The sequence below is a fragment of the Spongiactinospora rosea genome (genome assembly GCF_003315795.1).
Taxonomy (GTDB): Bacteria; Actinomycetota; Actinomycetes; order Streptosporangiales; family Streptosporangiaceae; genus Spongiactinospora; species Spongiactinospora rosea.
In genome coordinates, this window is sequence record NZ_QMEY01000013.1 from 64,489 (window position 1) to 88,174 (window position 23,686).

The 23,686-nt window shown below is 72.7% G+C and carries 26 protein-coding genes; 6 read left to right on the top strand and 20 right to left on the bottom strand.

Going from position 1 to position 23,686, the window contains the following annotated elements; all coding sequences use genetic code 11:
• Positions 1-15 precede the first annotated feature (15 nt).
• Together DP939_RS26470 and DP939_RS26475 are read right to left on the bottom strand one after the other, a co-directional pair.
• The gene (locus tag DP939_RS26470) at positions 16-831 is read right to left on the bottom strand and encodes a tryptophan 2,3-dioxygenase (protein WP_199565425.1); all 816 of its coding nucleotides are present in this window, start codon (positions 829-831) and stop codon (positions 16-18) included.
• A gap of 91 nt (positions 832-922) precedes the next feature.
• Positions 923-1,348, bottom strand: a complete 426-nt coding sequence (locus DP939_RS26475) for an SseB family protein (protein WP_113983487.1) — start codon at positions 1,346-1,348, stop codon at positions 923-925.
• Between the two features lie 83 nt (positions 1,349-1,431).
• Between DP939_RS26475 and DP939_RS46330 the strand changes: the two genes are divergently transcribed.
• Complete coding sequence (locus tag DP939_RS46330; RefSeq protein ID WP_158578698.1) at positions 1,432-1,605, top strand: hypothetical protein; 174 nt, start codon at positions 1,432-1,434, stop codon at positions 1,603-1,605.
• 144 nt (positions 1,606-1,749) lie between these two features.
• Here the strand turns inward: DP939_RS46330 and DP939_RS26480 are convergent, their stop codons facing one another.
• Genes DP939_RS26480 through DP939_RS26500 form a run of 5 tightly spaced genes read right to left on the bottom strand, consistent with a single transcriptional unit; the run spans position 1,750 to position 6,439 of the window.
• Positions 1,750-2,382, bottom strand: coding sequence for a hypothetical protein (locus tag DP939_RS26480; RefSeq protein WP_147268147.1), 633 nt, complete (start codon positions 2,380-2,382; stop codon positions 1,750-1,752).
• Between the two features lie 6 nt (positions 2,383-2,388).
• The gene (locus tag DP939_RS26485; RefSeq protein ID WP_147268148.1) at positions 2,389-2,616 is read right to left on the bottom strand and encodes a hypothetical protein; all 228 of its coding nucleotides are present in this window, start codon (positions 2,614-2,616) and stop codon (positions 2,389-2,391) included.
• Between the two features lie 45 nt (positions 2,617-2,661).
• Positions 2,662-4,596, bottom strand: coding sequence for an acetoacetate--CoA ligase (locus DP939_RS26490; protein ID WP_113983490.1), 1,935 nt, complete (start codon positions 4,594-4,596; stop codon positions 2,662-2,664).
• 32 nt (positions 4,597-4,628) lie between these two features.
• Positions 4,629-5,519, bottom strand: coding sequence for a serine hydrolase (locus tag DP939_RS26495; RefSeq protein WP_113983491.1), 891 nt, complete (start codon positions 5,517-5,519; stop codon positions 4,629-4,631).
• Complete coding sequence (locus DP939_RS26500) at positions 5,516-6,439, bottom strand: LysR family transcriptional regulator (RefSeq protein ID WP_113983492.1); 924 nt, start codon at positions 6,437-6,439, stop codon at positions 5,516-5,518. The genes DP939_RS26495 and DP939_RS26500 overlap by 4 nt, the downstream gene beginning before the upstream one ends.
• A gap of 109 nt (positions 6,440-6,548) precedes the next feature.
• Between DP939_RS26500 and DP939_RS26505 the strand changes: the two genes are divergently transcribed.
• The gene (locus tag DP939_RS26505; RefSeq protein ID WP_113983493.1) at positions 6,549-8,099 is read left to right on the top strand and encodes a penicillin-binding transpeptidase domain-containing protein; all 1,551 of its coding nucleotides are present in this window, start codon (positions 6,549-6,551) and stop codon (positions 8,097-8,099) included.
• A gap of 11 nt (positions 8,100-8,110) precedes the next feature.
• On the opposite strand, the gene DP939_RS26510 is transcribed toward DP939_RS26505, so the two are convergent.
• The 11 genes from DP939_RS26510 to DP939_RS26560 all read right to left on the bottom strand — a co-directional run bounded on the left by DP939_RS26510 (position 8,111) and on the right by DP939_RS26560 (position 16,936).
• Positions 8,111-8,866 carry an HAD family hydrolase gene (locus DP939_RS26510; RefSeq protein ID WP_225878514.1) on the bottom strand — a complete coding sequence of 252 codons (756 nt, stop codon included), beginning with the start codon at positions 8,864-8,866 and terminating at the stop codon, positions 8,111-8,113.
• 88 nt (positions 8,867-8,954) lie between these two features.
• Positions 8,955-9,605 carry an HAD family hydrolase gene (locus DP939_RS26515; RefSeq protein ID WP_113983494.1) on the bottom strand — a complete coding sequence of 217 codons (651 nt, stop codon included), beginning with the start codon at positions 9,603-9,605 and terminating at the stop codon, positions 8,955-8,957.
• Positions 9,606-9,617: 12 nt separating this feature from the next.
• Positions 9,618-10,124 (bottom strand): DUF6912 family protein, encoded by a 507-nt coding sequence (locus tag DP939_RS26520; RefSeq protein ID WP_113983495.1) that lies wholly within the window; start codon positions 10,122-10,124, stop codon positions 9,618-9,620.
• 137 nt (positions 10,125-10,261) lie between these two features.
• Positions 10,262-10,918: an HAD family hydrolase gene (locus DP939_RS26525; protein ID WP_113983496.1), complete on the bottom strand. Its 657-nt coding sequence runs from the start codon at positions 10,916-10,918 to the stop codon at positions 10,262-10,264.
• A 57-nt stretch (positions 10,919-10,975) separates the two neighbouring features.
• Complete coding sequence (locus DP939_RS26530) at positions 10,976-12,325, bottom strand: glycoside hydrolase family 3 protein (protein WP_113983497.1); 1,350 nt, start codon at positions 12,323-12,325, stop codon at positions 10,976-10,978.
• Between the two features lie 28 nt (positions 12,326-12,353).
• Positions 12,354-14,045, bottom strand: coding sequence for a phosphoenolpyruvate--protein phosphotransferase (ptsP, locus tag DP939_RS26535; protein WP_113983498.1), 1,692 nt, complete (start codon positions 14,043-14,045; stop codon positions 12,354-12,356).
• 5 nt (positions 14,046-14,050) lie between these two features.
• Positions 14,051-14,308, bottom strand: a complete 258-nt coding sequence (locus DP939_RS26540; RefSeq protein ID WP_113983499.1) for an HPr family phosphocarrier protein — start codon at positions 14,306-14,308, stop codon at positions 14,051-14,053.
• A 33-nt stretch (positions 14,309-14,341) separates the two neighbouring features.
• Positions 14,342-14,986, bottom strand: coding sequence for an HAD family hydrolase (locus tag DP939_RS26545; RefSeq protein ID WP_113983500.1), 645 nt, complete (start codon positions 14,984-14,986; stop codon positions 14,342-14,344).
• Positions 14,987-15,091: 105 nt separating this feature from the next.
• Entirely contained in the window at positions 15,092-15,541 is a 450-nt protein-coding gene (locus DP939_RS26550) for a PTS sugar transporter subunit IIA (RefSeq protein ID WP_113983501.1), read from the bottom strand.
• Positions 15,542-15,577: 36 nt separating this feature from the next.
• On the bottom strand, positions 15,578-15,826 hold the full coding sequence (locus tag DP939_RS26555) for a glucose PTS transporter subunit EIIB (RefSeq protein WP_111171517.1): 249 nt from the start codon (positions 15,824-15,826) through the stop codon (positions 15,578-15,580).
• A gap of 75 nt (positions 15,827-15,901) precedes the next feature.
• Complete coding sequence (locus tag DP939_RS26560) at positions 15,902-16,936, bottom strand: SIS domain-containing protein (RefSeq protein WP_113983502.1); 1,035 nt, start codon at positions 16,934-16,936, stop codon at positions 15,902-15,904.
• A gap of 146 nt (positions 16,937-17,082) precedes the next feature.
• On the opposite strand from DP939_RS26560, the gene DP939_RS26565 reads away from it, so the two are divergent.
• From DP939_RS26565 to DP939_RS26575, 3 genes are all read left to right on the top strand, one after another.
• Positions 17,083-17,823: a GntR family transcriptional regulator gene (locus DP939_RS26565; RefSeq protein ID WP_111171512.1), complete on the top strand. Its 741-nt coding sequence runs from the start codon at positions 17,083-17,085 to the stop codon at positions 17,821-17,823.
• A 36-nt stretch (positions 17,824-17,859) separates the two neighbouring features.
• Positions 17,860-19,203, top strand: a complete 1,344-nt coding sequence (locus DP939_RS26570; RefSeq protein WP_113983503.1) for a PTS transporter subunit EIIC — start codon at positions 17,860-17,862, stop codon at positions 19,201-19,203.
• Positions 19,204-19,308: 105 nt separating this feature from the next.
• On the top strand, positions 19,309-19,575 hold the full coding sequence (locus tag DP939_RS26575; RefSeq protein WP_113983504.1) for a hypothetical protein: 267 nt from the start codon (positions 19,309-19,311) through the stop codon (positions 19,573-19,575).
• 28 nt (positions 19,576-19,603) lie between these two features.
• Here the strand turns inward: DP939_RS26575 and DP939_RS26580 are convergent, their stop codons facing one another.
• Positions 19,604-20,857, bottom strand: a complete 1,254-nt coding sequence (locus tag DP939_RS26580) for an MFS transporter (protein ID WP_113983505.1) — start codon at positions 20,855-20,857, stop codon at positions 19,604-19,606.
• Positions 20,858-20,859: 2 nt separating this feature from the next.
• Entirely contained in the window at positions 20,860-21,489 is a 630-nt protein-coding gene (locus tag DP939_RS26585) for a TetR/AcrR family transcriptional regulator (RefSeq protein WP_113983506.1), read from the bottom strand.
• A gap of 115 nt (positions 21,490-21,604) precedes the next feature.
• Between DP939_RS26585 and DP939_RS26590 the strand changes: the two genes are divergently transcribed.
• Positions 21,605-23,680 carry an alpha-N-acetylglucosaminidase gene (locus DP939_RS26590; RefSeq protein ID WP_113983507.1) on the top strand — a complete coding sequence of 692 codons (2,076 nt, stop codon included), beginning with the start codon at positions 21,605-21,607 and terminating at the stop codon, positions 23,678-23,680.
• Positions 23,681-23,686 lie beyond the last annotated feature (6 nt).

Here is a 23,686-nt window from a genome sequence, read left to right on the forward strand (position 1 = left end):
TCACTTCGTCCGGATTCACAGCCACGAGCGAAGCTCCCACAAGAGAGGGAAGTAGTGCAGCAGGGTCCGCCCTCTCAAGTACGGTGCCCCCGTCGAGCCTCCCGTACCGGACTTCGTGCCGATCTGGCGCTCCACCATCTGCACGTGGCGCATGCGCCAGTGCGCGGCGGTCTCGTCGTGGGTCAGCAGATCCTCCGCCAGCCGCCACAGATCGTCGTGCGATCCCCGGTCCCGGGCCACGGTGAGCAGGGACTCCATGATCTCGTCGTCGGAGATCGGGAGCCCTCGCCGGGAGAGCGCGGTGAGGTAAGCATCCCACAGTGTGGGCTCGGAAAGGCGCCGCCGCAGCCGGGCGACCTCGGCGTCGCTCGCCCCGCGAAACCTTTCCAGGTAGGCCGCGTCCTTGGCCCCTGACAGGAACTCCAGCTCCCGGAACTGCACCGACTGGAACCCGCTCGCGGGCGCCAGCAGGGCGCGGAACTCCAGGAAGTCCTGGGGGGTCATGGTCTCCAGCACCTCGACCTGCTCCACCAGCACGCGTTCGATGGCGTGGACCCGCCTGAACTTGTGGCCCGCCAGCCACAGCTCGCCTTCGGCCATGGCGTCCCTGGCCTGCTCCAGCTCGTGCAGCAGCAGTTTGAACCACAGCTCGTAGACCTGGTGGACGGTGATGAACAGGAGTTCGTCGGGGGCGGAGGATTGCGGCACCTGCTGCGCGAGCAGGTCGGGCAGCCGGAGGTAGGCGCCGTACGACAGGCGCGCGCCCTCCTCACCGAAGCTGCGGGGCGGTACGGCTTTCGCCGGCCCTTCCCCGTCCGGGACGGCACTCACCTGACACCCCCCAATCCGCCCGGTCGTCATCGACCGGGAGACGTACCCGATGCATCGCCGTATCCGATATCACCTGAAAAGCCGTCGTACGTCAACGCGGCGCCCCTCCCCCGCCCGGCCGTACCCCGAGGGCGACCACGACCCGCCGTTCGGTGGCCCCGGCGCGCAGCCGCACCGCGTGCGGTGTGCCGGGGTCGAGCAGCAGGTCGAAGCCGTCGGGCAGCAGGTCGAGCAGGTCCTGGCCGCGGGCGCTGAACCACCCGGTACGCCCGGCCGCGAACCGCACCAGCGCGTCTCTCGCGGCGAACCCGACCAGGGCGGGCAGCGAGCTGAAGACCGGGATCACCATCCCGCCGTCGATCCGCCTGGCGATGAAGCCGGGCGCCTCGGCGGCCTCGCAGAAGATGTCGGAGCCGCAGAAGACCTCGTGCAGCCTGCGGGCGTCGAGCGTGCCGCCCGCGTAGCGCCCGGCCGCCTCGGCCAGCGCGCCGCCCCCGGTGTCATCCGGAGACGCCACCGCGCTTTTGGGGCCCGCGGGACGCTCGTCCCCTCACCTCCGAACTGCTCCCGGAAGCGCAGCATGATCCGCTCGGCCTCTTCGTGGGAGATCTCGATGAGGTCGCCCGCCACGTCGCCGCGCTCCCAGGCGCGGATCTTGCCGGTGGGACGCCACTTGAGGTCGCGGTGGATGGCCTCGTCCACCGGTACGCCGTTCTGCCGGACCCGCCGCCGGGCGAGCCCCGCCGGGCCGTCCCGGTCGTCCGGGCCGAGTAGGAGCACCATCGCGTAGTACTGGACCCGCTCAGCCATCCGCCCCACTGATCCTCGTCGGAATCACGATCGCCCCAGGCCCTCGCCGGCGCCGGAACCGCGTCGCGCACCTCAGCTTCATTGTTCCGCCTCCCCGGGCGGGCCCTCTCATCCGGGGCCGCCCTCGGAGGGAAGGCCGGAGGGCCGGGTCCCGGGTTCGGCCTCGTCGTGCCCGGCCGCGGCGGCCATCAGGGCCTCGGGCGCGAGCCGCCCGACGGCACGGCCGGGCGCGGCGGCCCAGGCCGCCCAGTCGGGCGCGTCGTGGGCGAACGCGACGGGCCGCCGCGCGCCGTAGACCAGCCCTTCTGCGGTGTCCCCCGGCTCGCGCCGCCAGCCGTCCGGGTCGGCCAGCCGGCGCGCGGGGGCGAACTTCCACAGCGTGCCCGCCAGGCCCGACACGCTCGCGGCGGCCTGCCCGGGGTCGTCATGGGAGCCGTCCGGCACCGGAGTGCCGGGGGCGAACACCTCGGAGTTGACGAACACCTGCTCGCCCTCGCGGAACCGCTGCGGGTCGTGCTCCACCAGGCGTTCGAGCAGCAGCAGGCGGCGGTTGACGTCGGTGACCCGCCCTCCCGCCCACGTCCCGAGGCGGCGGACCGTGTCGGCGTGCGCGGTGTCCAGCCCCGCGCTCCGCAGCAGGCCCCACAGCTCGGCCCCCGCCGCCGACAGCGAGGACTCCGCCCTGCGCAACTCCTCCATCAGCGCCCGCACCCCGGCGGGGACCATGCCCTCCAGCTCCACCGGCGGCTACTTCGGAGTCCGGGCCAGCAGGGCGCGCAGCTCATCGACCGCCCCGGTGCACGCGCCGAGCAGCGCGGCCCGGGAGGCGGCCAGTTCGTCGCCGAACCGGTCGCCCGCCGCGCCCGTCCAGACCTGCCGGGACATCAGGCCCAGCGCGCGGTCGAGATCACCGCGCACCTGGGCCGTCAGTTCTTCGGCCCGGCGCAGTGCCCGCTCCACCTGCTCGCGAGTCATGCGCACATTGCATCGCGACACGAGGGGGAGGACAAGTGCTTTGGGTCATTCGGGAATGAAGTGGGAGAGTACTTCGGGATTGGCCATGGCGTCCGGATTGGCGGCCTGCTCGACCGGGGTGCCGAGCAGGATCTTGCGTACCGGGACCTCCAGCTTCTTGCCCGACAGGGTGCGCGGGATGCCCGGGACCTCGTGGATCGCGTCGGGGACGTGGCGCGGCGAGAGCTCGGTGCGCAGCGCCGCGCGCAGCCGGGACACCAGGTCGTCGGTCAGCGCCTCGCCCGGGGCCATGGTGACGTAGAGCAGCAGGCGGCCCTCCTGGCCGAGCCTGCCGGTGTCGATCACCAGGCTGTCGGCGATCTCGGTGAACCGCTCGACGACCCGGTAGAACTCGCTGGTGCCCATCCGCACGCCGCCCCGGTTGAGGGTGGAGTCGGAACGGCCGTAGATCACGCACCCGCCGTCGGGCAGGATCTTCAGCCAGTCGCCGTGCCGCCACACGCCGGGGTACTCGGCGAAGTAGCTGTCCCGGTAGCGGTCGCCGGACGGGTCGTTCCAGAACATCACCGGCATGGACGGCATGGGCGCGGTCAGCACGAGTTCGCCCACCTCACCGACCACCGGGGCGCCCTCGGGGTCGAAGGACTCGATGCGGGCCCCCAGGCAGCGGCAGGGGATGACGCCCGCGCGGACCGGCAGCAGCGGGACCGCGCCGACGAAGCCGGTGCACACGTCGGTGCCGCCGGCGAACGAGCCGAGCGGGATGTCCGGCCTGACGTGGGTGTAGACCCAGGCGAAGCCCTCGGGCGGCAGCGGCGAGCCGGTGGAGCCGATGCCGCGCAGCCGGTCCAGACCGGTGGGCCGCAGCTCCGCCTTGAGCGAGGCCATGATGTACGGCGCGCCGGTGCCGAAGTAGGTCACGCCCTCCTCGGCCACGATGTCCCACAGCGCGGCGGTGTCCGGCTGGGTGGCGCTGCCGTCGTACAGCACCAGGGTGGCGCCGACCAGCAGGCCACCGGCCAGGTAGTTCCACATCATCCAGCCGGTGGTGGTGTACCAGAAGAAGACGTCGTCCTCGCCGAGGTCCTGGTGGAAGGAGAGGGTCTTGAGGTGTTCCAGCACGATCCCGCCGTGGCCGTGCACGATCGGCTTGGGCAGGCCGGTGGTGCCGCTGGAGTAGAGCACCCACAGCGGGTGGCCGAACGCGACCGGCTCATAGGCCATCGGCGCGGCCTCGGCGCGCAGGTCGGCCCACTCGGTGTCGCCGTCGGCCGGGGTGGTGCCCAGGGCGCGGATCCACACGGTGGCCCGCAGGCCGGGCAGTTTGCCCGCGATGTCGCGTACGGCCTGCGTCCGGTCGTACTCCTTGCCGTTGTAGCGGTAGCCGTCCACGACGATCAGGACCTTGGGGTCGATCTGCGCGAACCGGTCGGTCACGCTCGGCACCCCGAAGTCGGGCGAGCAGGAGGACCACACGGCCCCCAGCGACGCCGTGGCCAGCAGGGCGATCAGCGCCTCGGGGACGTTGGGCAGGTAGCCGGCGACCCGGTCACCGGGGCCCACGCCCAGCCGTACCAGGCCCGCCCGCACCCGCGCGACCTCGTCGCGCAGCTCGGCGTACGTCAGCGTGGTCCGCGTGCCGCGCTCGTCGCGGGCGATGATCGCGAGCCGGTCCGGCGCGGTGTCCGCCCGGCGCAGCGCGTTGGCGGCGTAGTTGAGGGTCGCCCCGGGAAACCACTCGGCCTTCGGCATCGTCCCGCCGAGCACCGGCCCTTCGCCGCGCTCGCCGACCACGCCAAAGTAGTCCCAGATCGACGACCAGAATCCCGCCAGGTCGTCCACCGACCACTGCCACAGCTCCTCATACCCGGCCTCACCACGGCCCAGCCACTCCGCGTAACGGGTGATCCGGGCGTTCGCCACCACATCGGCGGTCGGCTCCCAGAGCAGCGCGCCTTCCTCAACACCATCCACAGCCATGGCACTCATCTTGTCGTCGCGTGCGCGGAAAGTCACCACCGGCCTCCCCGTTGGCCCCCGTGGGTCCGCAGGTGGTCGATGGCCATCCGGGCCGCGGTGCCGATGACGGCGTCCGCGCGGGGCTGGTTGAGCGCGGTGGCGTGCGAGCGGGTGAAGACGGCGACGGCGTACCGGCCGCCGTCGGGGTACTCGACCACACCGGCCTCCGCGCGCAGGGTGGGCAGCGTGCCGGTCTTGCCGCTCACCGACACGTCGTCATAGGGAAAGCCCGACGACAGGCGGTGCGGCCAGACCTGGAGGCCGAGCAGGCGGCGCACGAAGGCGCACGATTCGGCGCTCGCCGCCTCGTCCCGCCAGACCATGGCGAGCAGCCGGGTCAGCTCGGCGGGGGTGCTGCGATTGGTGCTCGCCGGGTCCAGCACCCGCAGCCCGGCGATGACGCCCGGGTCGGTGACCGGCCACTCGCCGCCGTCGGTGTCCAGCAGGGCGGCCGTCTCCCGGCAGTCGTGCAGGACGCGGGTGGCGGTCAGGCCCAGGTCGTCCAGCATGGCGTTGACGGCGTCGATGCCCACCCGCGCCAGCAGCACGTCGGCGGCGGTGTTGTCGCTCACCGCGATCATCAGGTAGCACAGGTCGCGCAGCGTGACGGTGACGTCGTCGAGCATCGCGGAGATGCCGGTGGGGCCGAAGACGCGCTCGGCGGCCGGTACGGCGACCCGCTCCGCGGGGACCAGCAGCCCGGCGTCGGCCTGCCGGACGAACGCGACCAGCAGCGGCAGCTTGAAGACCGAGGCGATCGGCACCGCCGCGTGCGCGCCGAAGCCGACCTGCGCGCCGGTGTCGATGTCGGCGGCATGCAGCCAGCCGGTGACCCCGGCCGCGCGCAGCAGCCCCCCGGGGTCGAACGCGTCGGGGCCGCTCATGCCAGGAACCCCGTCGCCGGGCGCTGCCTGGGCCGCCGCCGGGGGGCCGCGCCCTCGTCGGTCATGCCGGCGTTCTCCTTCAGGATGCGTTCGGCGATCGTCGCGAACTCCGCCACCGAGGGCGTGGAGTCGCGCCACGCGGTCGAGACCCGCCAGGCCAGCGGCGACCCCAGCAGCGGACGCCAGCGGACCCCCGGTACGTCGGCCCGCGGCCCGAAGGCCACCGCCGAACCGGCCAGCACCAGCCCCAGCGACATCCCGTGGTGGACGGCGGGCGGGTCGAACCCGTGCGCGCGGCACTCGGCGACGGTCTCGGCGTGCAGGCCCGGCTCGCCCTCCCGGGGGAAGAGCACCAGGTCACGACCGGCGAGGTCGGCCAGGTGGACGGTGGACCCGGCGGTCAGCGGGTCGTCGGCGGGCAGCAGTACGCCGGGCGTCTGCACCAGCACCGTCCCGAACCGCAGCCCCTGGGCAGTGATCGGATGCCGCACGATGCCGAAGTCGAGCAGCCCCCCGGTCAGCGCCGCCACCTGGTCGGCCGTCCACATCTCGGCGGGCGCGGGCCGCAGCGCGGGATCTCGCTCGCGCAGGCTCTCCACCAGCGCCGCGATGACCGCCGCCCCGAGGTCGGGCGGCACGCCGACCTTCAGCGCGCCGCCGATGCCGTGCCTGGCCAGCTCCATCAGCCGGTCGGCGCGGGCGACGATCTCCCTGGCCTCGCCGAGCAGCATCCGCCCGGCGTCGGTGAGCCGCACCTGCCGCGCCGAGCGGTCGAACAGCCGCACGCCCAGCTCCTCCTCCAGCCGTTTGATCCGCTGGCTGAGCGGCGGCTGGGCCATGCCGAGCCGGATCGCGGCGTTGCCGAAGTGCAGCTCCTCGGCCAGCACGGTGAAATAGCGCAGGTGCCGGACAAGGTCCATGAACGGCGATGATATCCAAACAAGTATGTGATCCTGACAGATAGCCGTATTGGACATGACGGCGGCTCTCTGGTGTTCTCGAACGGCACACGAACATCGGGGGTGACACATGCGCAATCGGCTGCTGATCGGCGGGGCCGCGGTGCTGGTCGCGGCGCTGGCCTCGGGCGGCGCGCTGTGGGCGCTGCGCACGCAGGGCTCGCCGGAGGAGACCGCCGCGGCGTACCTCGCCGCCTGGGCGCGGAAGGACTACGCCGCGATGCGGCGGCTGACCGTCGGCCCGCCGGCCGACTTCGAGGGCAGGCACACCGCCTTCGCCCGCGGCCTGGACCTCACGTCCGCGACGTTCCGGCCCGGGGAGGCCAAGGAGGGCGAGGACGCCACGAAGGTGGCCTTCCGCGCCGACCTGCGCGGCACGGTGGACTGGTCCTACGACGGGGCGCTGCGGCTCGTGGAGCACGAGCGCACCTGGCGGGTGTCCTGGACGCCTGCCGCGATCCACCCGGACCTGGCCCCCGGCCGCACGATCGAGGCGGTCACCGTCAAGCCGGAGTACGCGCCGATCACCGCGGCGGGCGGGGAGCGCATCGACGGCACCGACGCCCCCGGCTCGGTGCAGCAGATCGTCGAAGGGCTGCGGGAGACCTATCGGGGGCGGCTGGTGGGGTCGGCGGCGGGCAAGGTCGTGCTGCGGGAGAAGGGCAAGACCGTGCGTACCCTGGCCGAGACCGGGGCGCGGGAGGGAAAGCCGCTGGCCACGACCATCGACCTCACGGTGCACCGGGCGGGCGCGAAGGCCCTTGCGAAGGTGAAGAAGCCGGTCGCGCTGGTGGCGCTGCGGGCCTCCACCGGCGAGCTGCTGGCCGCGGTGAACAAGCCGGGCGGGTTCAACCGGGCGCTGCTCGGCAAGTACCCGCCGGGGTCCACGTTCAAGGTGGTGACCGCCTCGGCGCTGGTCGCGGACGGCATCCGGCCCGACCAGACGGTGGAGTGCCCGGCCGAGCGGAACATCGGCGGCTTCCCCTTCCACAACGCGGGGTTCCACGACTACGGCACCCTCTCCTTCAGGGACGCCTTCGCCCACTCGTGCAACACCACGTTCGGGGAGATGAGCGTGCGGCGGCTCTCCGGCGGGCGGCTGGGCGAGGTGGCGGCCGGGTTCGGGTTCGGCGCGCCGATCACGCCGGGGGTGCCCGCCGTGCGGGCGGAGTACCCCGCGCCCAAGGACGACACCGACCTGGCCTCGGCCTCGATGGGGCAGGGCCGGGTGCTGGCCAGCCCGCTCAACATGGCGGCGGTGGCCGCCGCCATCGCGGACGGCACCTGGCGTCCGCCCCGGGTCGTCGCCGCCGACCTGGTGCCGCCCGGCGGGGCCAAGCCGCGCAAGGTGGAGGCCGAGGTGGTGCGCGCACTGCGGTCGCTGATGCCCGCGGTGGTCAGCGAGGGCACCGCGAACAAGGTGTCCTTCCCCGCGGGCTCGGCGGGCAAGACGGGCACCGCGGAGTACGGCTCGGGCAAGGAGCCACCGGCCCACTCGTGGTTCATCGGCTACCGGGGCGACCTGGCCTTCGCGGTGATCGTCGAGGGCGGCGGCTCCGGCCCGGCGGTCGCCGCCCCGGTCGCCGCCCGCTTCCTGTCGGCGCTCCCCTCTGACGGCTGACCCGGGGAGGGTCAGCCGGCCAGGCGGCCGGTGGGGTCGCCGGTGAGGCGGGCGACGGCCGCGACGACCTCTGAGGGGTTGGCCAGGTCGGGCAGCACCAGGTCGGCCCCGGCGGCGCGCAGCTCGGCGTCGGTGGACCGGCCGGAGGCCACCGCGATCATCGCGGCCCCGCCGATCCTGGCCGCCTGCACATCGCGCGTGGAGTCGCCGATCAGCACGGTGCTGGACTGGTCGAAGGCCCGGCCGTACTTGGCCTTGGCCCGGCTCTGCGCGACTTGGAGCAGGGTGGCCTTGGGGTAGACCTCCTCGCCGTAGCCGCCCACCTCGAAGTCGATGTGCCGGGACAGGCCGAAGGCGGCCAGCTTGTGCACCGCGTTGCCCTTGATCGTGCCGGTGAGCACGGACTGGACGACGCCGTGCAGCCTGGCCACCCCCGCCAGCGCGTCGGCGGCCCCGGGCATCATCCGGCCCTGCTTCGCCAGGCGGTCGCGGCGGGCGGCGAAGCTGGTGCCCAGCGCCTCGATGAACCGGGGCAGGTGGTCGTCCTCGGCGTCCACGCCGTTGATCGCCAGCGTCTCGAAGATGATCTCGGAGTCCGGGCGGCCCAGCGCGGGCGCGAGCTTCACCAGCGGACGCCCGGTCACCTGCCGGAACGCCTCCGCGTAGGCGTCGCGGGCGACGATGGTGACATCGACCAGCGTCAGGTCGATGTTCCACAGAACGAGGCGGTTAATCGGGGCCTCCGGGGGCTCGGGGGGTGGTCGCACGATGCGCCGCCCGAGATCGCGGACGACCCCCCAAGCGTACGGCCGGTCCGGTGGCCCGGTCGCCCCGCCCGCCCGATCGGGTCTGGGCTCAGGCGTGGCCGAGCGCCTCGGCGAGGGTGTCCACCACGGGCACGCCCAGGGTCTCCAGCTCGGTGCGTAGCGACATGCCGCCGGTGTAGAGCACCGCCCTGGCCCCGACGTGCTGCGCGGCGTGCGCGTCGTCGAGGCTGTCGCCGATCACCAGCACTTCGGCCGGGTCCACGTCCAGGGCCGTGAGGTGGGCGACCAGGTGTTCGGCCTTGCGGCCGCCGGCCTCGGCGCGCAGCCCGTCGATCCGGCGGAAGTGCGGGTGGATGCCGAACTCGGTGACCTTGGGCACCAGCCGTTCGTGCGTCCACATCGACAGCAGCGACTGCGAGCCGCCGGCCCGCTCCCACTCGGTCAGGCTGGTGCGGCAGTCGCCGGTGAGCCCGCAGTCGAGCATCAGCCGGTGGTAGTGCTCGTGGAAGGCGGTGTCGAGCAGCAGCCATTCGCCGTCGCGCAGCGGCCTGCCCAGCATCCGCTCATAAAGCAGCCAGATCGGGCGCGTGTAGACCTCGCGGAAGCCCTCGGCCGTCAGCGGGGGCAGGCCGTACGGCCGGAAGACCTCGTTGGTCGCCCCGACGACCGCCTCGATGTCGTGGAAGAGTGTGCCGTTCCAATCCCAGACGATGTGCGTGGCCGACTTGTCATGCTTCATAGGGGGATCAGTTTAACGGAGGAGGTCGTCGATCTCCTGGGTCGCGTACCACAGCAGCTCGTGCGCCTCGGCGCCGTCCACGGTGAACCGGGCGTCGTCGTCGCCCAGGTCGGCGGCGGGCAGCGCGGCGACGGCCGCGTCCACGTCGAGCACCGCGGTCAGGTCGTCCACGTGGACCGCGGCCATGGCGGCGAGCGGCACCGGCTCGGCCAGCCGGACCCGGCCGCGCTCTTCGAGCCCGCCGCACGGCCGGACCTCGGCGTCCTCGACCTCGGCGGCGATCACCACGCGGCGGGCGGCCACGGCGATGCCGTCGGCGCGGTCGGCGGCCAGCATCCGCAGCGACGCGCGGGCCGCCTCGGTCAGGGCGACGTACTCCAGCTCCTCGGTGTCGCCGGAGACGTACCACTCGATCAGCGACGGCGTGACGGCGAAGCCGGTGAGCGGGGCGGGGCCGAGCCGTCCGGCGGCGGCCACACGGGCCAGCGCGGGGAGCGTGCTCGGCAGATAGACGCGCATGGGTTCCTCGATCGTGACGGGATCACGCCGGACCCCGGTGGTTCCAGAGGGGCGGCACCCGGAGGGCGCCGGTCATTGCAAGAGTGTGCCAGCCCCGGCCGCGTGGTGCGCGCACAACCCGCGGGACCGGCCCCGGCTCACCCCAGGGAGGTCCCCAGCATGGTCTCCAGGCGGCCGATGGTCTCGACGGGGTCGCGGTGGTGGATGCCGGTGATGCCCAGCCCCCGCGCGGCCACGATGTTGGCCTCGATGTCGTCCACGAACACGCACTCCCCGGCGCTCAGGCCCACCTGGCCGAGCGCATGCTCGAAGATGCCCGGCTCGGGCTTGCGCATGCCCACCTCGCCGGAGATCACCACGGCGTCGAACAGCAGGTCCCAGCCCTCGCGCGAGTAGTAGTCGCCCCAGGAGTTGGACAGCAGGCAGGTGCGCACCCCGGCGGCGCGGGCGGCGGCCAGCATGGCGTACATCGGCTCGACCGGGCGGAAGCCCAGGAACATGCGGGCCAGCAGGCCCTCGGCGAGCGGCGGCACGCCGTCCAGGGTGACCAGGCGGGCGGCCAGGTCGCGCTCGAAGTCGGCGGGGTCGATCTCGCCGCGTTCCAGGGCGTGCACGATGTTGCGGGCGCGGTCCGTACCACCCGGCTCGTCCTCGTAGGCGTGCAGGATCAGCTCGCGCATCACGTCGTAGTAGTGGGAGGCGTCGATCCGGTCGGTGGCGATCCACTCGCCGATGGCATCGGGCAGGCCCGTGGTGAGCACCCCGCCCCAGTCGACCAGCACACCCTTGTACATTCCGCCTCCTGTCTCGCCGTCCCCCAAGGGTATGCAAAAGACCGCGAAAACGGAGATTCAACCTCCCGCGCGTTGCTCGATGCGCTGGGCCACCCTGCGGTGTTCGGCCGACCCGATGACCCGCGCGGCCTCCGCCGCGTCGGCCCGCGGCGCGCTCTCCAGCAGGCCGCGCGCGGCCTTGAGGGTCAGCAGCCGGCGTACCGACTGGTCCAGCCGCTCCTGCGAGATCCGCCCGGACTTCACGGCCTTGATCACGGCCGCGTGCGCCTCCGGCAGGTCCGGCGGCATCAGCAGCAGGTCGGCGCCCGCCAGCACGGCCCGGACCGCCACCTCCCCGTCGCCGTACTTCTTGCGCACCCCCGCCATGTCCAGCGCGTCGGTGGAGACCACGCCGTCGAAGCCGAGTCGTTCGCGCAGCAGCCCGGTGAGGATCTTCGGTGACAGCGTGGAGGGGTCGCCCGAGGAGTCCAGCTTGGGCATCACGACGTGCGCGCTCATCACCGCGTCCACGCCCGCCTTGATGGCGGCGGCGAACGGCGGCGCGTCCAGCTTGGCCCACTGGCTCCTGGTGTGCGCGATCACCGGCAGCCCGCTGTGGCTGTCGACGTTGGTGTCGCCGTGCCCGGGGAAGTGCTTGGCGGTCGAGGCCACCCCGGCGTCGTGGAAGCCGCGCACCGCGGCGGCGACCATGCGGGACACCTTCTGCGGGTCATTGCCGTAGGAACGCGGGCCGATGACCGGGTTGCGCGGGTTGATGTTGACGTCGGCGACCGGCGCGAAGTCGAGATTGATGCCGAGCGCGCGCAGCTCGGTGCCGGTGACCTCGGCGGCCTGCCTGGCCAGCCTGGGGTCCCCGGTCTTGCCGATGACCGCGGCGGCGGGCAGTTTGGTGACCAGCGGGGCGAGCCGGGAGACCGTGCCGTTCTCCTGGTCGGCGGCCACCAGCAGCGGGATCTCCGGCGACGCCTGCTGCATGCCGTTGGTCAGGCCGACGATCTGCCCGACGCTCTTGACGTTGCCCGCCCAGGGGAAGACGATCACGCCGCCGGGGCGGTACTTCTTGATCGCCTTTGCGGGGGTGGCCACGCCGTACCTGCTCTGGTTCTCGCCGGAGGAGGCGTCGGCCGAGGCCCCGTACAGCACCGGCATGAAGAGCTGCCCGACCTTGTCGGAAAGGCTCATGTCGGCCAGCACGCGGTCCACCTCCGAAGTCGTGCCGGTCGAGGTGCCGGTCGGGGCCGGCTCTGACGCCGGGGGCGAGGACGTGGAGGGCGCGGGGGCGGGCCGTTCGGCCGGTGCGGACGTACGCCCGCCCGCCGAACCGCCCGCCGTCCCGCAGGCCGTGGCCAGCGACCCCGCCACCAGCACCGCACCGAATCGGCTCGCCGTACCCGTGAATCGGATCATGCCTCCACGCTAACGCGTGCCCCGCCGATCACATGGCCAGGCTCGCGAGACCGGGAAGCTGGGTGCGGGCCGCCGCCCTGGCCTCGTCCGCCGAACCGGCCTCCCGCGCCGCCTGCGCGGCCAGGCCGCACTGGTCGGCGGTGTGCCGGGTCAGCGCCGCGCGCACGGCGGGCAGCGACGCCGCCCCCATCGACAGCGAGGTGACCCCCAGCCCCACCAGTACGCAGGCCAGCAGCGGATCGGCCGCGGCCTCCCCGCACACGCCGCACCCCTTGCCCGCCGACACCGCCGCCGTGGCCGCCGTGTGGATCAGGTCCAGCAGCGCCGGTTGCCACGGATCTTGCAACGCTCCAAGGGAGCCGAGCTGGCGGTCCGCGGCGAACGCGTACTGGGCCAGGTCGTTGGTGCCGATGGAGAAGAAGTCCACGGCGGGGGCGAGGTCGGCGGCGCGCAGCGCGGCCGAGGGGACCTCGATCATGATCCCGGCCTCCGGCAGGCCCGCCGTACGGCACGCCTGGGCGAACCACTCGGCCTCCTCGCGGGTGGCCACCATCGGCGCCATCACCGCGAGCCGGGCCGTGTTGCCGTCGGCGGCCCTGGCCAGCGCGCGGAGCTGGGTCTCCATCACCTGGGGATGGGCGCGGAACATGCGCAGCCCGCGCTCGCCGAGCGCCGGGTTGGGCTCCTCGCCGGGCGGCGGCAGGAACGCGAGCGGCTTGTCCGCGCCCGCGTCGAGGGTGCGGACGATGACCCGGCCGCCCGGGAAGGCGTCCAGGACCTCGCGGTAGGCGGCGTACTGCTCCTCCTCGCCGGGAGCCTGCGCCCGGTCCAGGAACAGGAACTCCGTCCGGTACAGCCCCACGCCCTCCGCCCCGGCGGCGAGCGCCGCGGGCAGGTCGGCGGGGCCGCCGATGTTGGCCAGCAGCGGCACCGGACGCCCGTCGGCGGTCATCCCGGGGCCGGTGGCCGCGGCGAGCACCGCCTGCCGGGCCTCGTCGGCCTTGCGCGCGCCGTCCACCTCGCCGGCCGGGGGGTCGGTGCGGACGATGCCGGTGGCGCCGTCCACGAGGACCGGGGTGCCCGCCTTGATGCCGGTCGCGCCCGCGCAGGCCACCACGGCGGGCACGCCGAGGGCGCGGGCCAGGATCGCGGTGTGGCTGGTCGGGCCGCCCTCCTCGGTCACGAACGCGGCCACCACCTCGCGCGAGAGCAGCGCGGTGTCGGCGGGCGCGAGGTCGCGGGCGACCAGGACGAACGGCTCGCCGCCGCCCTCCGGGACGCCCGGCATGGGCTGCCCGGTGAGCACGGCGACCGCCCGGTCGCGCACGTCGTCCAGGTCGGCCGCGCGCTCGGCCAGGTAGCCCCCGGCCGCGGCGAGCGCGTCGCGATAGCCGCCGAAGGCGTCGTAGACCGCGCGGGCGCCCGCGGTGCCCGCGCCGATCGCGGTGTTCACGGACTCGGCCAGCGCCGGGTCGCGGGCCATCATGGCCTGCGCGGAGAGCACGGCCTGGGCCTCGCCGCCCGCCTTCTCCCCGCGCGCCTCAAGGTCGGCCGCGACCTGTTCGAGCGCGGCGTGGACACGGGCCCGCTCGGCTTCGGCGTCTCCGTCGTGGCGCGCGCCGACCGGGGGTTCGGGGACCTCCGCCACCAGCAGGTGGACCGGGCCGTAGCCGATGCCGGGGCTGACGCCCGTGCCGGACAGCGCCGTCGTGCCGTCCATCGGCGTCAGGGCGCGGCGGCGATGGCGACCAGGGTGTCCAGCACCTCGTCGGCCCCCTCGCCGTCGGCCGTGATCACGATGGTCTCGCCCTGGCGCACGTCCAGGGCCAGGACCGAAAGGATGCTCTTGGCGTTCACCGGCTGGCCGCCGAGCTTGCCCACGGTGACGTCAAGGTTCACCTTGGCCGCCGTCTGCACGAACGTCGCGGCCGGGCGGGCGTGCAGCCCTACCTCGGCCATGACGGTGACCCTGCGTTCTGCCACGTTTCCTACTCCTTTGGGTTGATCTTTCAGTGCTCAGCCGTCCGGGCCTGCGCCGGGCGGCCAGGTGACGGCGGTGAGGTCGGTGACGATGAGATCGGCACCGGCCAGTTCCTCGTGGGGGTGGGTGGTCGCCACGGCCACGCAGGTCATGCCCGCGGCCTTGGCGGCGGCGACCCCGGCCGCGGAGTCCTCGAAGGCGACACACTCGGCGGGGTCGGTGTCGAGCAGGCGGGCCCCTCGCAGGTAGCCCGCCGGGTCGGGCTTGCCGATCTCGACGTCCTCGGCGGCGACGATGGCGTGCACGTGGTCGCGTACGCCGACCTCGCGCAGCCGCTTCTCCGCCCACCAGCGCATGGCCGAGGTGACCACGGCGATCGGCGAGCCGTGCTCGGCGACCGCGCCGACCAGCTCGGCGGCCCCGGGGACCGGCACGACCTCCGGGAGCCCGGCGTGGTCCTCGTAGGAGAACAGCTCGCCGATGAGGTCATCGATGTTCCGGCCGGGGAACAGCGCGGGCATCTCGCCCAGTACGTCGCGCAGCCGGCGGCCCATGAAGGCACGCAGCAGGGCCGCGTCGTAGGCGACCCGGTGGTTGACGAACAGCAGCTCGTACTGGGCCAGGCTGCGCACCTCCGTGTTGATCAGGGTGCCGTCGAGGTCGAAGAGCGCGGCCTTCATGTTCGCCTTCCGTGCTCGTCCTTTACTCGTTCGCTCGTTCCAGGGTGCCCGCCGTCTCGTGGGCCCTGCCCGCCTCAGGCCCTTTAATGGCTGTTTTGAGGGGGCTCACGCCCAGTCGAACAGGGCGTCGCCCGCCTCGATCGTGCCGTGGGCCAGCGGCACCACCGCCCCCGCCGGGGCGTCCAGCGCGACCACCGGGCAGACCGGCGAACGCCCACCGGCCTCGACCTCCGCCGGATCCCACGCCACCACCGGCTCCCCCGCCCGGATCCGGGCCCCCTCGGTGGCCAGCACGGAAAAGCCCGCTCCCCGGAGCTGGACGGTGTCGATGCCCAGATGGACCAGCACCCCCCTGCCGTCGTCGCCGACGATGACGAAGGCGTGCGGGTGCAACTTCATGATCTTGCCGTCGATGGGCGCCACCGAGACGAGCGGGGCGCGCGGCGGGTCGATCGCCAGACCCGGACCGACCATGCCCGCCGAGAAAACCGGATCGGGCACGGTCGAGAGCGGGGCGGCCGAGCCCGCCACCGGAGCGCGAACGGTGGTGCTCATGCGACCCCTCGCCCTTCGTCAGCCGAGCCCGCGAGGTCACTCGATGGTGTCCTCGATGACTTCCTCGATGTCGCTGGCTATCGTGTCGGCCTCCGGCCCCACGACGACCTGGACGATCTTGCCCGCCGTCATGACACCGTGGGCCCCGGCGGCGCGCAGCGCCGCCGTGTCCACCTTCGAGGCGTCCCGGACCTCCGTGCGCAGTCGAGTGATGCACGGCTCGATCTCGATGATGTTCTCCGCACCACCGAGACCGGCGATGATCGCCTCGGCGTCTGCCGCCATGGCATCCTCCTCGTTGTCCGTGACCAGGCTAAACGAAGTGACCCGGCGGATCGCGCGCAGCACGGCCAAGGGTCGTTACTCGGTTTGCGTGACCTTCTTCAGACCGCGCGGCGAGTCGGGGTCGACCCCAAGCCTGCGGGCCAGCGCCTCGGTGAGCAACTGGCCGGGGACGATCAGCCCGAGCGGGGCCACCCACTCCGGCAGGTCCGGACCGTTCAGCGCGGCGGTGGAGGCGCGGGCCAGGCCGTCGCCGCCGCCGATGCCGTACGCCGCCGCGCCCGCGCCGGTGACCCGCTCGGCCAGCGCCACGGTGCCCGGCAGCGTCGGCCCCTCACCGGCCGCGACCAGGATGGCCGGGGTGTCCTCGTCCACCACGGCGATCGGGCCGTGCAGCAGGTCGGCGTAGGACAGACCCATGGCGTGCAGGTAGCACGCCTCCTTGAGCTTCAGCGCGGTCTCCAGGGCGGTGGAGAAGGCCAGGCCGCGCCCGGACACGACCACGCCGGGCTTGCCCGCGAGGCCCGCCACGACGGCCTCCAGGTCGCCCGGGTCGTCGATCAGCTTGGCCACGGCGTCGGGCACGCGGTCGAGGTCGGCGGCGTCCACGTCGGCACCGAGGCCGAGGGCCAGCACCGCGAGGGCGGCGAGCTGCGTGGTGTAGGTCTTGGTGGCCGGTACGGCCTTCTCCTCGCCCGCCTCGGTGCACAGCGCCAGGTCGGCGGCCTCGGCGAGCGGGCTCTGCGGCCCGCCGTTGGTGATCGCGACGGTCTTGGCCCCGCAGTCCTTGGCCCAGGCCAGGGTCTCGACGATCTCCTCGGTACGGCCCGACTGGGACAGCCCGACCGCGAGCACGCCGGAAAGATCCACCTTGCGCTTGTAGGTCGTGGCGATGGAGGGCGCGGCGAGCGTGGCCAGCCGCCCGGTACGGGCCTCGGTGAGGTACCGGCCGTACACCGCGGCGTTGTCGGAGGTGCCACGGGCGATGAAGAGCGTCTGCCGAGTGCCCTCGGCCACCCGCTCCACCTCGCCGACCCGCGGGAGCAGCGAGTCGAGGGTGGCCCGCAACGCCGCCGGCTGCTCGCCGATCTCCCTGCGCATAAAGGTCGTCATCTTCCGCCCAGTCTCCTTGAGATCGGCCTGTTATGGATCCGTCGCCGGACGATGCGTTGACACTCAAATCCAGCATGTGGTCTAGTCCGGACTAGACCAGTACGAACCATAACTCATGCCACCCGCATCGATCGAGGGGAGGCTTCGTGGCGGAGATCGACCCGGACAGCCCGGTGCCGAAGTACTTCCAGCTTCGCGAAATCCTCCTCGACCTGATAGAGAGCGACGAGCTGCCCATCGGCGCGGCCATCCCCTCCGAGCGGGAGCTGTGCCAGCGGTTCGGCCTGTCCCGGATGACGGTACGGCAGGCGGTCGATCACCTCGTCTCCGAAGGCCGGTTGCACCGGGTCGCGGGCAAGGGCACCTTCGTGGCCCGCCCGAAGATCGAGATGGCGATCCGGCTCACCTCCTTCAGCGACGACATGCGCGCCCGCGGCCTGGAGCCCGGATCACGCGACCTCGACCGGCGGATCGTGCGCGCGAGCGCCCACCTGGCCAGGGAGCTGGGCATCCAGCCCGGCGACGAGGTCCACTTCATCGAGCGCCTGCGGCTGGCCGACGGCGAGCCGCTGAGCATCGACCGCTCGCACATCCCGGTCGCCCTGGCCCCCGACCTCTCCGCCCACGACCTCGCCAACCGCTCGCTGTACAGCCTGCTCGAATCCCGCTACGGCCTCATCCTGGACGGCGGCGAGCTGACCATCGACGGCGGCATCGCCGATCCCGGCGACGCCGACCTGCTGAAGCTCCCCCGGGGCGGCGCCGTGCTGTTGCTCCAGCGTCGTTCCTTCGCCGGCGGCGTCTGCGCCGAACTCGGGGTCTCGACCTATCGCGCCGACCGCTACCAGCTCCGTACAGTGCTGGAAATCCCGCAGCGGCGCAGCTGAATCTCCTCCCCAACCGACCCCCAGGAGGAACCCCCGATGAGCTCCACTTCGGACGCGGCACATCCTGCCGCGCCCGCGCCACAGTCGACGCTCATGGGCGCCCTGTCCCGGATCGGCCGCTCGCTCATGCTGCCCATCGCGGCGCTGCCCGCCGCCGCGATCCTGATGCGGCTGGGTCAGGACGACCTGCTCGGCCGTACCGACAACGCGACGATGGACCGGATCGCCCTGATCATCAAGGGCGCCGGCGACTCACTGTTCGACGCGCTGCCCCTGCTCTTCGCGGTCGGAGTCGCGGTCGGCTTCGCGCGCCGGGCGGACGGCTCGACCGCGCTGGCCGCGGTGATCGGGTACCTGGTGTTCGACCGCATCACCAAGCTGATGTTCTTCGAGTCCGACCTGCGGCCCCAGGTGTCACAGCGGGTGGTGGGCGCGGACAACACCATGGTGGACATGATCAACCTGGCTTCGGCCAACCCCACGCGGGTGCTCGGTGGCATCCTGATAGGTGTGGTGACCGCGCTGCTGTGGCAGCGGTTCTACCGGACGAAGCTGCCGGCGTGGCTGGCGTTCTTCGGCGGACGCCGCTTCGTCCCGATCATGACCTCGCTGGCCGGGCTGGTGCTCGGGGTCGTCTTCGGCCTCATCTGGCCGCCGATCGGCGACGCGATCAGCTCCTTCGGCGACTGGCTGGCCACCAACTCGACGGTCGGGGCGGGCCTGTACGGGCTGTTCAACCGGTTCCTGATCCCGCTCGGGCTGCACCACTTCCTCAACTCGATCGTGTGGTACCTGGTCCCGGAGTGCACGGCCGGCGTCGAGGGGACGATCGCCAACGCCGCGGGCGACCAGTACTGCTACTTCGCCGGGCACGTCGGCTCGGGGGAGTTCATGGCCGGGTTCTTCCCGGTGATGATGTTCGGCCTGCCCGCCGCCGCGCTGGCCATCTGGCGGGCCGCGCCGCCGCACCGCCGCGGGACCGTGGGCAGCATCATGATCTCCGCCGCCCTGGTCTCCTTCGTGACCGGCATCACCGAGCCCATCGAGTTCGCGTTCATCTTCGTCGCCCCCGTGCTGTTCGTCGCGCACGCCGTGCTGACCGGCGTCTCGATGGCGCTCACCGCGGCGATGGACGGCTGGCTCGGCTTCGGCTTCTCCGCCGGGCTCATCGACGCCCTGCTCAACGCCTCCAAGTCGAACACGAACAACTTCTGGCTGATCATGGGCCTTGGAGTGATCTACGGCGTCGTGTACTACGTGATCTTCAGTTTCCTGATCAGGAAGCTGAACATCATGACCCCCGGCCGCGAGCCGGACTCCGACCTGGACACGGGTGAGACCGCCGCCACCGGCGGCAGATCGCCCTCCCAGGCCACTTGACCCTCCCCCTAAAGCGGTCCCGGACGCTCCCCCTCCCCCACCTCCACGGGCGTCCGGGACCGCACCCCCTCGCCGGTATTCGCGCGAGCTGCCAGTCTGGATGTCATGAATGAGGAGCAGATCCCGCAGATCGGCCCGTGCTACGCGTGCGGGCGCGCGTTCCGCGTCGATGCGGGGGAGGTCGTGATGTTCACGGTCGATCCGGAAACCGGTCTGCCCCCGGGATTGTCCGTGCTGGGCACGCGGCGCGAACCCAGCCCGGAGGCGGTGGCCAGGGCGGTCGAGAAGCCGGTCTGCCCCGACTGCGTGGCGCGGGCCGAGCGCTTCACGGCGGAGTCGGACACCCCGCCCTCGTGGCCCACCTGGCCGTGAGCGCGGCTCCTTCTAGGGTGGCTGAGCGTTAGCGGACCGATCGGATCGGCAGGATCAGCAGCGATCCGGCCAGCGCCAGCAGGCCGCCGGCCGCGTACAGGGCCGGGTAGCCGCCCAGGCCGCCCACCACGAACGCGGCGGCGAACGGCGCGACGACCTGCGGCGCGTTGAGCGCGATGTGGAAGACGCCGAGGTCGCGTCCGGCGCCGTCGGCGGCGGGCAGCACCAGCGTGACCAGCGCCTGGTCCACCGACAGGTAGGTGCCGAAGCCGATGCCGCTCAGCACGGCCGAGGCCAGTTGCGCGTCCCAGGTCGGGGAGAGCAGCGGCAGTACGGTGGCGACGGTGATCAGCAGCGAGGACAGCAGCACGAACAGCTTGCGGCGGTCCAGCCGGTCGGCCAGCGGTCCCATGATCAGCATGCCCAGCACCAGGCATCCGGTGGTCACGGACGTGCTGGTGGCGGTCGCGGCGGCGGGTTCGAGCCCGGCGGGCAGGCGGATGTAGTCGGTGAGCGCGTACAGGCTGAAGGAGCTGACCGTGAAGTACCCGAGGAACATCACCGCGCGGGCGGCGAAGGCCCAGGCGTAGTCGCGGGTGCGCAGGCTGGCCACGGCTCCCGCGATCTCCGCCCTGATCGAGCCGCCGCGCGCGGGCGCGGGGTCCGTGGAGGGCGCGCTCTCCTTGGCGACCAGGGCCATGGCCAGCGAACCCGCCAGGAACACGGCGGCCAGCAGGCAGTAGGCCAGGAAGACCGAACCGGACAGCGCCGCGCCGATCCAGACGCCGACGGCGCCGCCGATCGGGATGCCGAGGCCGTTCAGGGTGGAGGCCAGCCCCAGGCGGCGCGCGGGCACCCGGTCGGCGACCACGGCGAGCACGATGTTGAGGCCGATATTGACCGTGCCCTGGACCAGGAACCAGCCGATCAGCAGCCCGGTGACGGTGGAGACCGAGCCGAGCAGTACCAGCGACGCGGCGGCGGTGATCCCGCCGGCCAGGAACCACGGCGAGCGGCGTCCCCAGCGGCCCTTCGTGCGGTCCGACCAGGCGCCGACGATCGGCGGCACGCAGACGGAGGCGATCGCGCTGATCCCGGTCACCAGGCCGAACGCGCCCAGCTTGCCCGCGGGGTCGGCCGCCGCGACCTGGCCGGGCAGCAGGATCGAGACGGACGCGGTGATGGCGATGTAGCCGACCGTGTTGAAGGCGAGCATCGCGCCGAGGAGCAGGGGAAGCCGGCCGGTGCGCGGGACCGCGGACCGGCTGAGCGAGGAGGTCATGCTTATTCCTTCTTGCGGGGTGGATCTGTGCGGGGCGGCAGGTCGAGACCGCCGGCCAGCTTGGTGAAGGTGCGGTCGAGGAGATCCAGGCAGACCGGGATGTCGCCGTAGGAGCCCGCGGCCCACTCCTGCAGGGCGACGCGCATGGCGGCGAAGGCGACCGAGGCCAGCACCCTGGCCTCCAGGCCGACGCCGATCGAGGAGCGGTCCGCCAGGTGGCGGGCCAGCCGTTCCTCGCGCAGCGTGAACCTGCGCATGTTCTCGCCCATGAGAGCGGGGTTGTCCTGCATCAGGGCCTGGACCCTGAAGCGGCGCTGGAGTTCGGCCTCGTCGAGTGCGGGGTCGGTGAAGTAGTCGCGGGCCGCGCGGTGCAGCGCGGTGAGGGCGGACTCGTGGTCCGGACGGGCGTCCAGCAACGCCAGCCAGTCGTCCATCACCTGTTCCTCGTGGGCCAGGACGACGTCCTCCTTGGTGGCGAAGTAGCGGTTGAACGTCTTGCGCGACACCACGACCTCGTCGGCGATCTGCTGGACGGTCGTGGCGGCGAAGCCCTGCTCCTCGAACAGGCGCAGGGCCACATCGATGAGGGCACGCCGGGTGTTGGCCTTCTTGCGCTCACGTAGTCCCGTCATGGCGGCACTGTAGGCGAAAGTGTCTCAATGGGACAAGTGTCTTGGTTATGAAGGTTTGAGCTGCTATTAGTTGTCCCGTTGGGACAGTTTTGATCGGGTTTCAGGAGGATCGAGTATGAGCGCCGCCCCATGGACCGGTGCCGCGCGGGACGTCATCGGCAGACTCGCCGGGCCGCTCGCCCACGAGCTGGACGTACGGGCGCTGCCCCGCGACGACGGCCGCGACCGCTACGAGGTACTGGCGGAGAACGGCCGGACCGTGCTGGTCGGCACCGGGCCCGTCGCCGTGGCGAGCGCCTTCAACCGCTACCTGCGCGACGTCGCGCACGGCCAAGTCTCCCGCTGGGGCGTGCACCTGCCCGCCACCGCACCGCTTCCGGCCAGGCACATCCGCGCCGCCACGCCGTACGACCACCGGGTCGCCTACAACCTCACCGTGGCCGGCTACACCACGCCCTTCTACCACTGGCCGGAGTGGGAGCGTGAGCTGGACCTGCTGGCCGCCTCCGGGATCAACGCCGCGCACCTGACGCTCGGGCAGGAGCTGGTGTGGCTGGAGGCGTTCCAGGAGTTCGGCTACACCGAACGCGAACTGCTGGAGTGGATCGTGCCACCCTCCCACCAGGCGTGGCAGTGGCTCAACAACATCCACAGCTTCGGCGGCGGCACCACCCGCGGCCTGGCCGAACGGCGGGCCGAACTGGCCGTGCGGGTCCTCGGCCGGATGCGGGAACTGGGCATCCGGCCCATCCTGCCCGGCTTTTCCGGCGCGGTCCCCGACGGCTTCGCCGAGCGCAACCCCGGCGCTCGCACGGTCCCGCAGGGCCAGTGGTTCATGGACGTCACCGGTCCGCGGCGGCCCGACTGGCTCGACACCACCACGCCCGCGTACGCCCAGGTCGCCGAGGCGTTCTACCGGCACCAGCGCGACCGCTTCGGCCACCACGACGCCTGGGCGGTGGACCTGCTGCACGAGGGCGGCCGCCTGGGCGGCGCCTCCCTCACCGACGCCGCCACCGGCATCGAACGCGCGCTGCGCGCGGCCGACCCTGACTACCTGTGGGTCATCCAGGCGTGGACCGGCAACCCGCGCGAGGAGATGATGGCCGCCATCGACCGCTCGCACGCCCTGGTCATCGACCTGACGGGCACGGTGTGGCGGAGGACGTCCGGTTTCTGGGGGACGCCGTGGGCGTACGGCATCCTGCCCAACTACGGCGGGCGGCACGGCCTGTACGGCTCCCTGCCCGACATCGCCGCCGCCCCGGCCGCTTTCGCCGCGGAATCGTCCGTGGCCGCCCCCGTGGGGCTGTCCAACATGGCCGAGGGGGTGGACACCAACCCCGTGGTCTGGGACCTGTTCGCCGACCTGACCTGGGCCGGCGAGCCCATCGACCTGGACACCTGGCTGCCCCGCTGGGTGTGGTCCCGGTACGGTCAGGTCGATCCCGACGCCCTCGCCGCCTGGCGCACGCTGCGCGCGTCGGCGTACGCGAACTGGGGCCCGCCCCTGGAGACGCAGCTCGACGACATGCCCGACATCGCCGGCGAACTGGACGTCTACGCGGCCACCGACAGCGTGTTCGCCGCCGAACCCTCCCTCTCCCCCGACCAGGCATCGGTCGTCGGCCCGCGCCGCCTGCACTACGACCCCGCCGACGTGGAGACCGCCTGGCGGCACCTGCTCGCCGCCGCCCCCCGGCTCCGCCACGCCGACACCTACCGCTACGACGTGGTGGACCTCACCCGCCAGGTCCTCAACGACCGCGCCCGCGCCCTCGCCCCCACCCTCGCGGACCCCGCCGCCCAGCAGCGCTTCCTCCACCTCCTGGACCTCCAGGAACGCCTCCTCGCCACCCGCCCGGAATTCCTCCTCGGCCGCTGGCTACGCGACGCCAGAAGCTGGGGCGCCGACGAGCCCGAGTCCCGCCAACTGGAACGCGCCGCCAAACGCCTCGTCACCGTCTGGGGCGACGCCGACTCGGCCATCCTCACCGGCTACGCCAACCGCGACTGGTCGGGCCTGATGGGCGGCTACTACAAGGAACGCTGGACCGCCTTCTTCACCAAGGGCGACACCGACTGGAACACCCACGGCCAGGATTGGTCCGACCGCCCCGAAGAGTTCCCCGCCGAGCCCACCGGCGACCCCATCGAGGTGGCCCTCACCATCCTCACCGAAAACCCCTGACCCCGC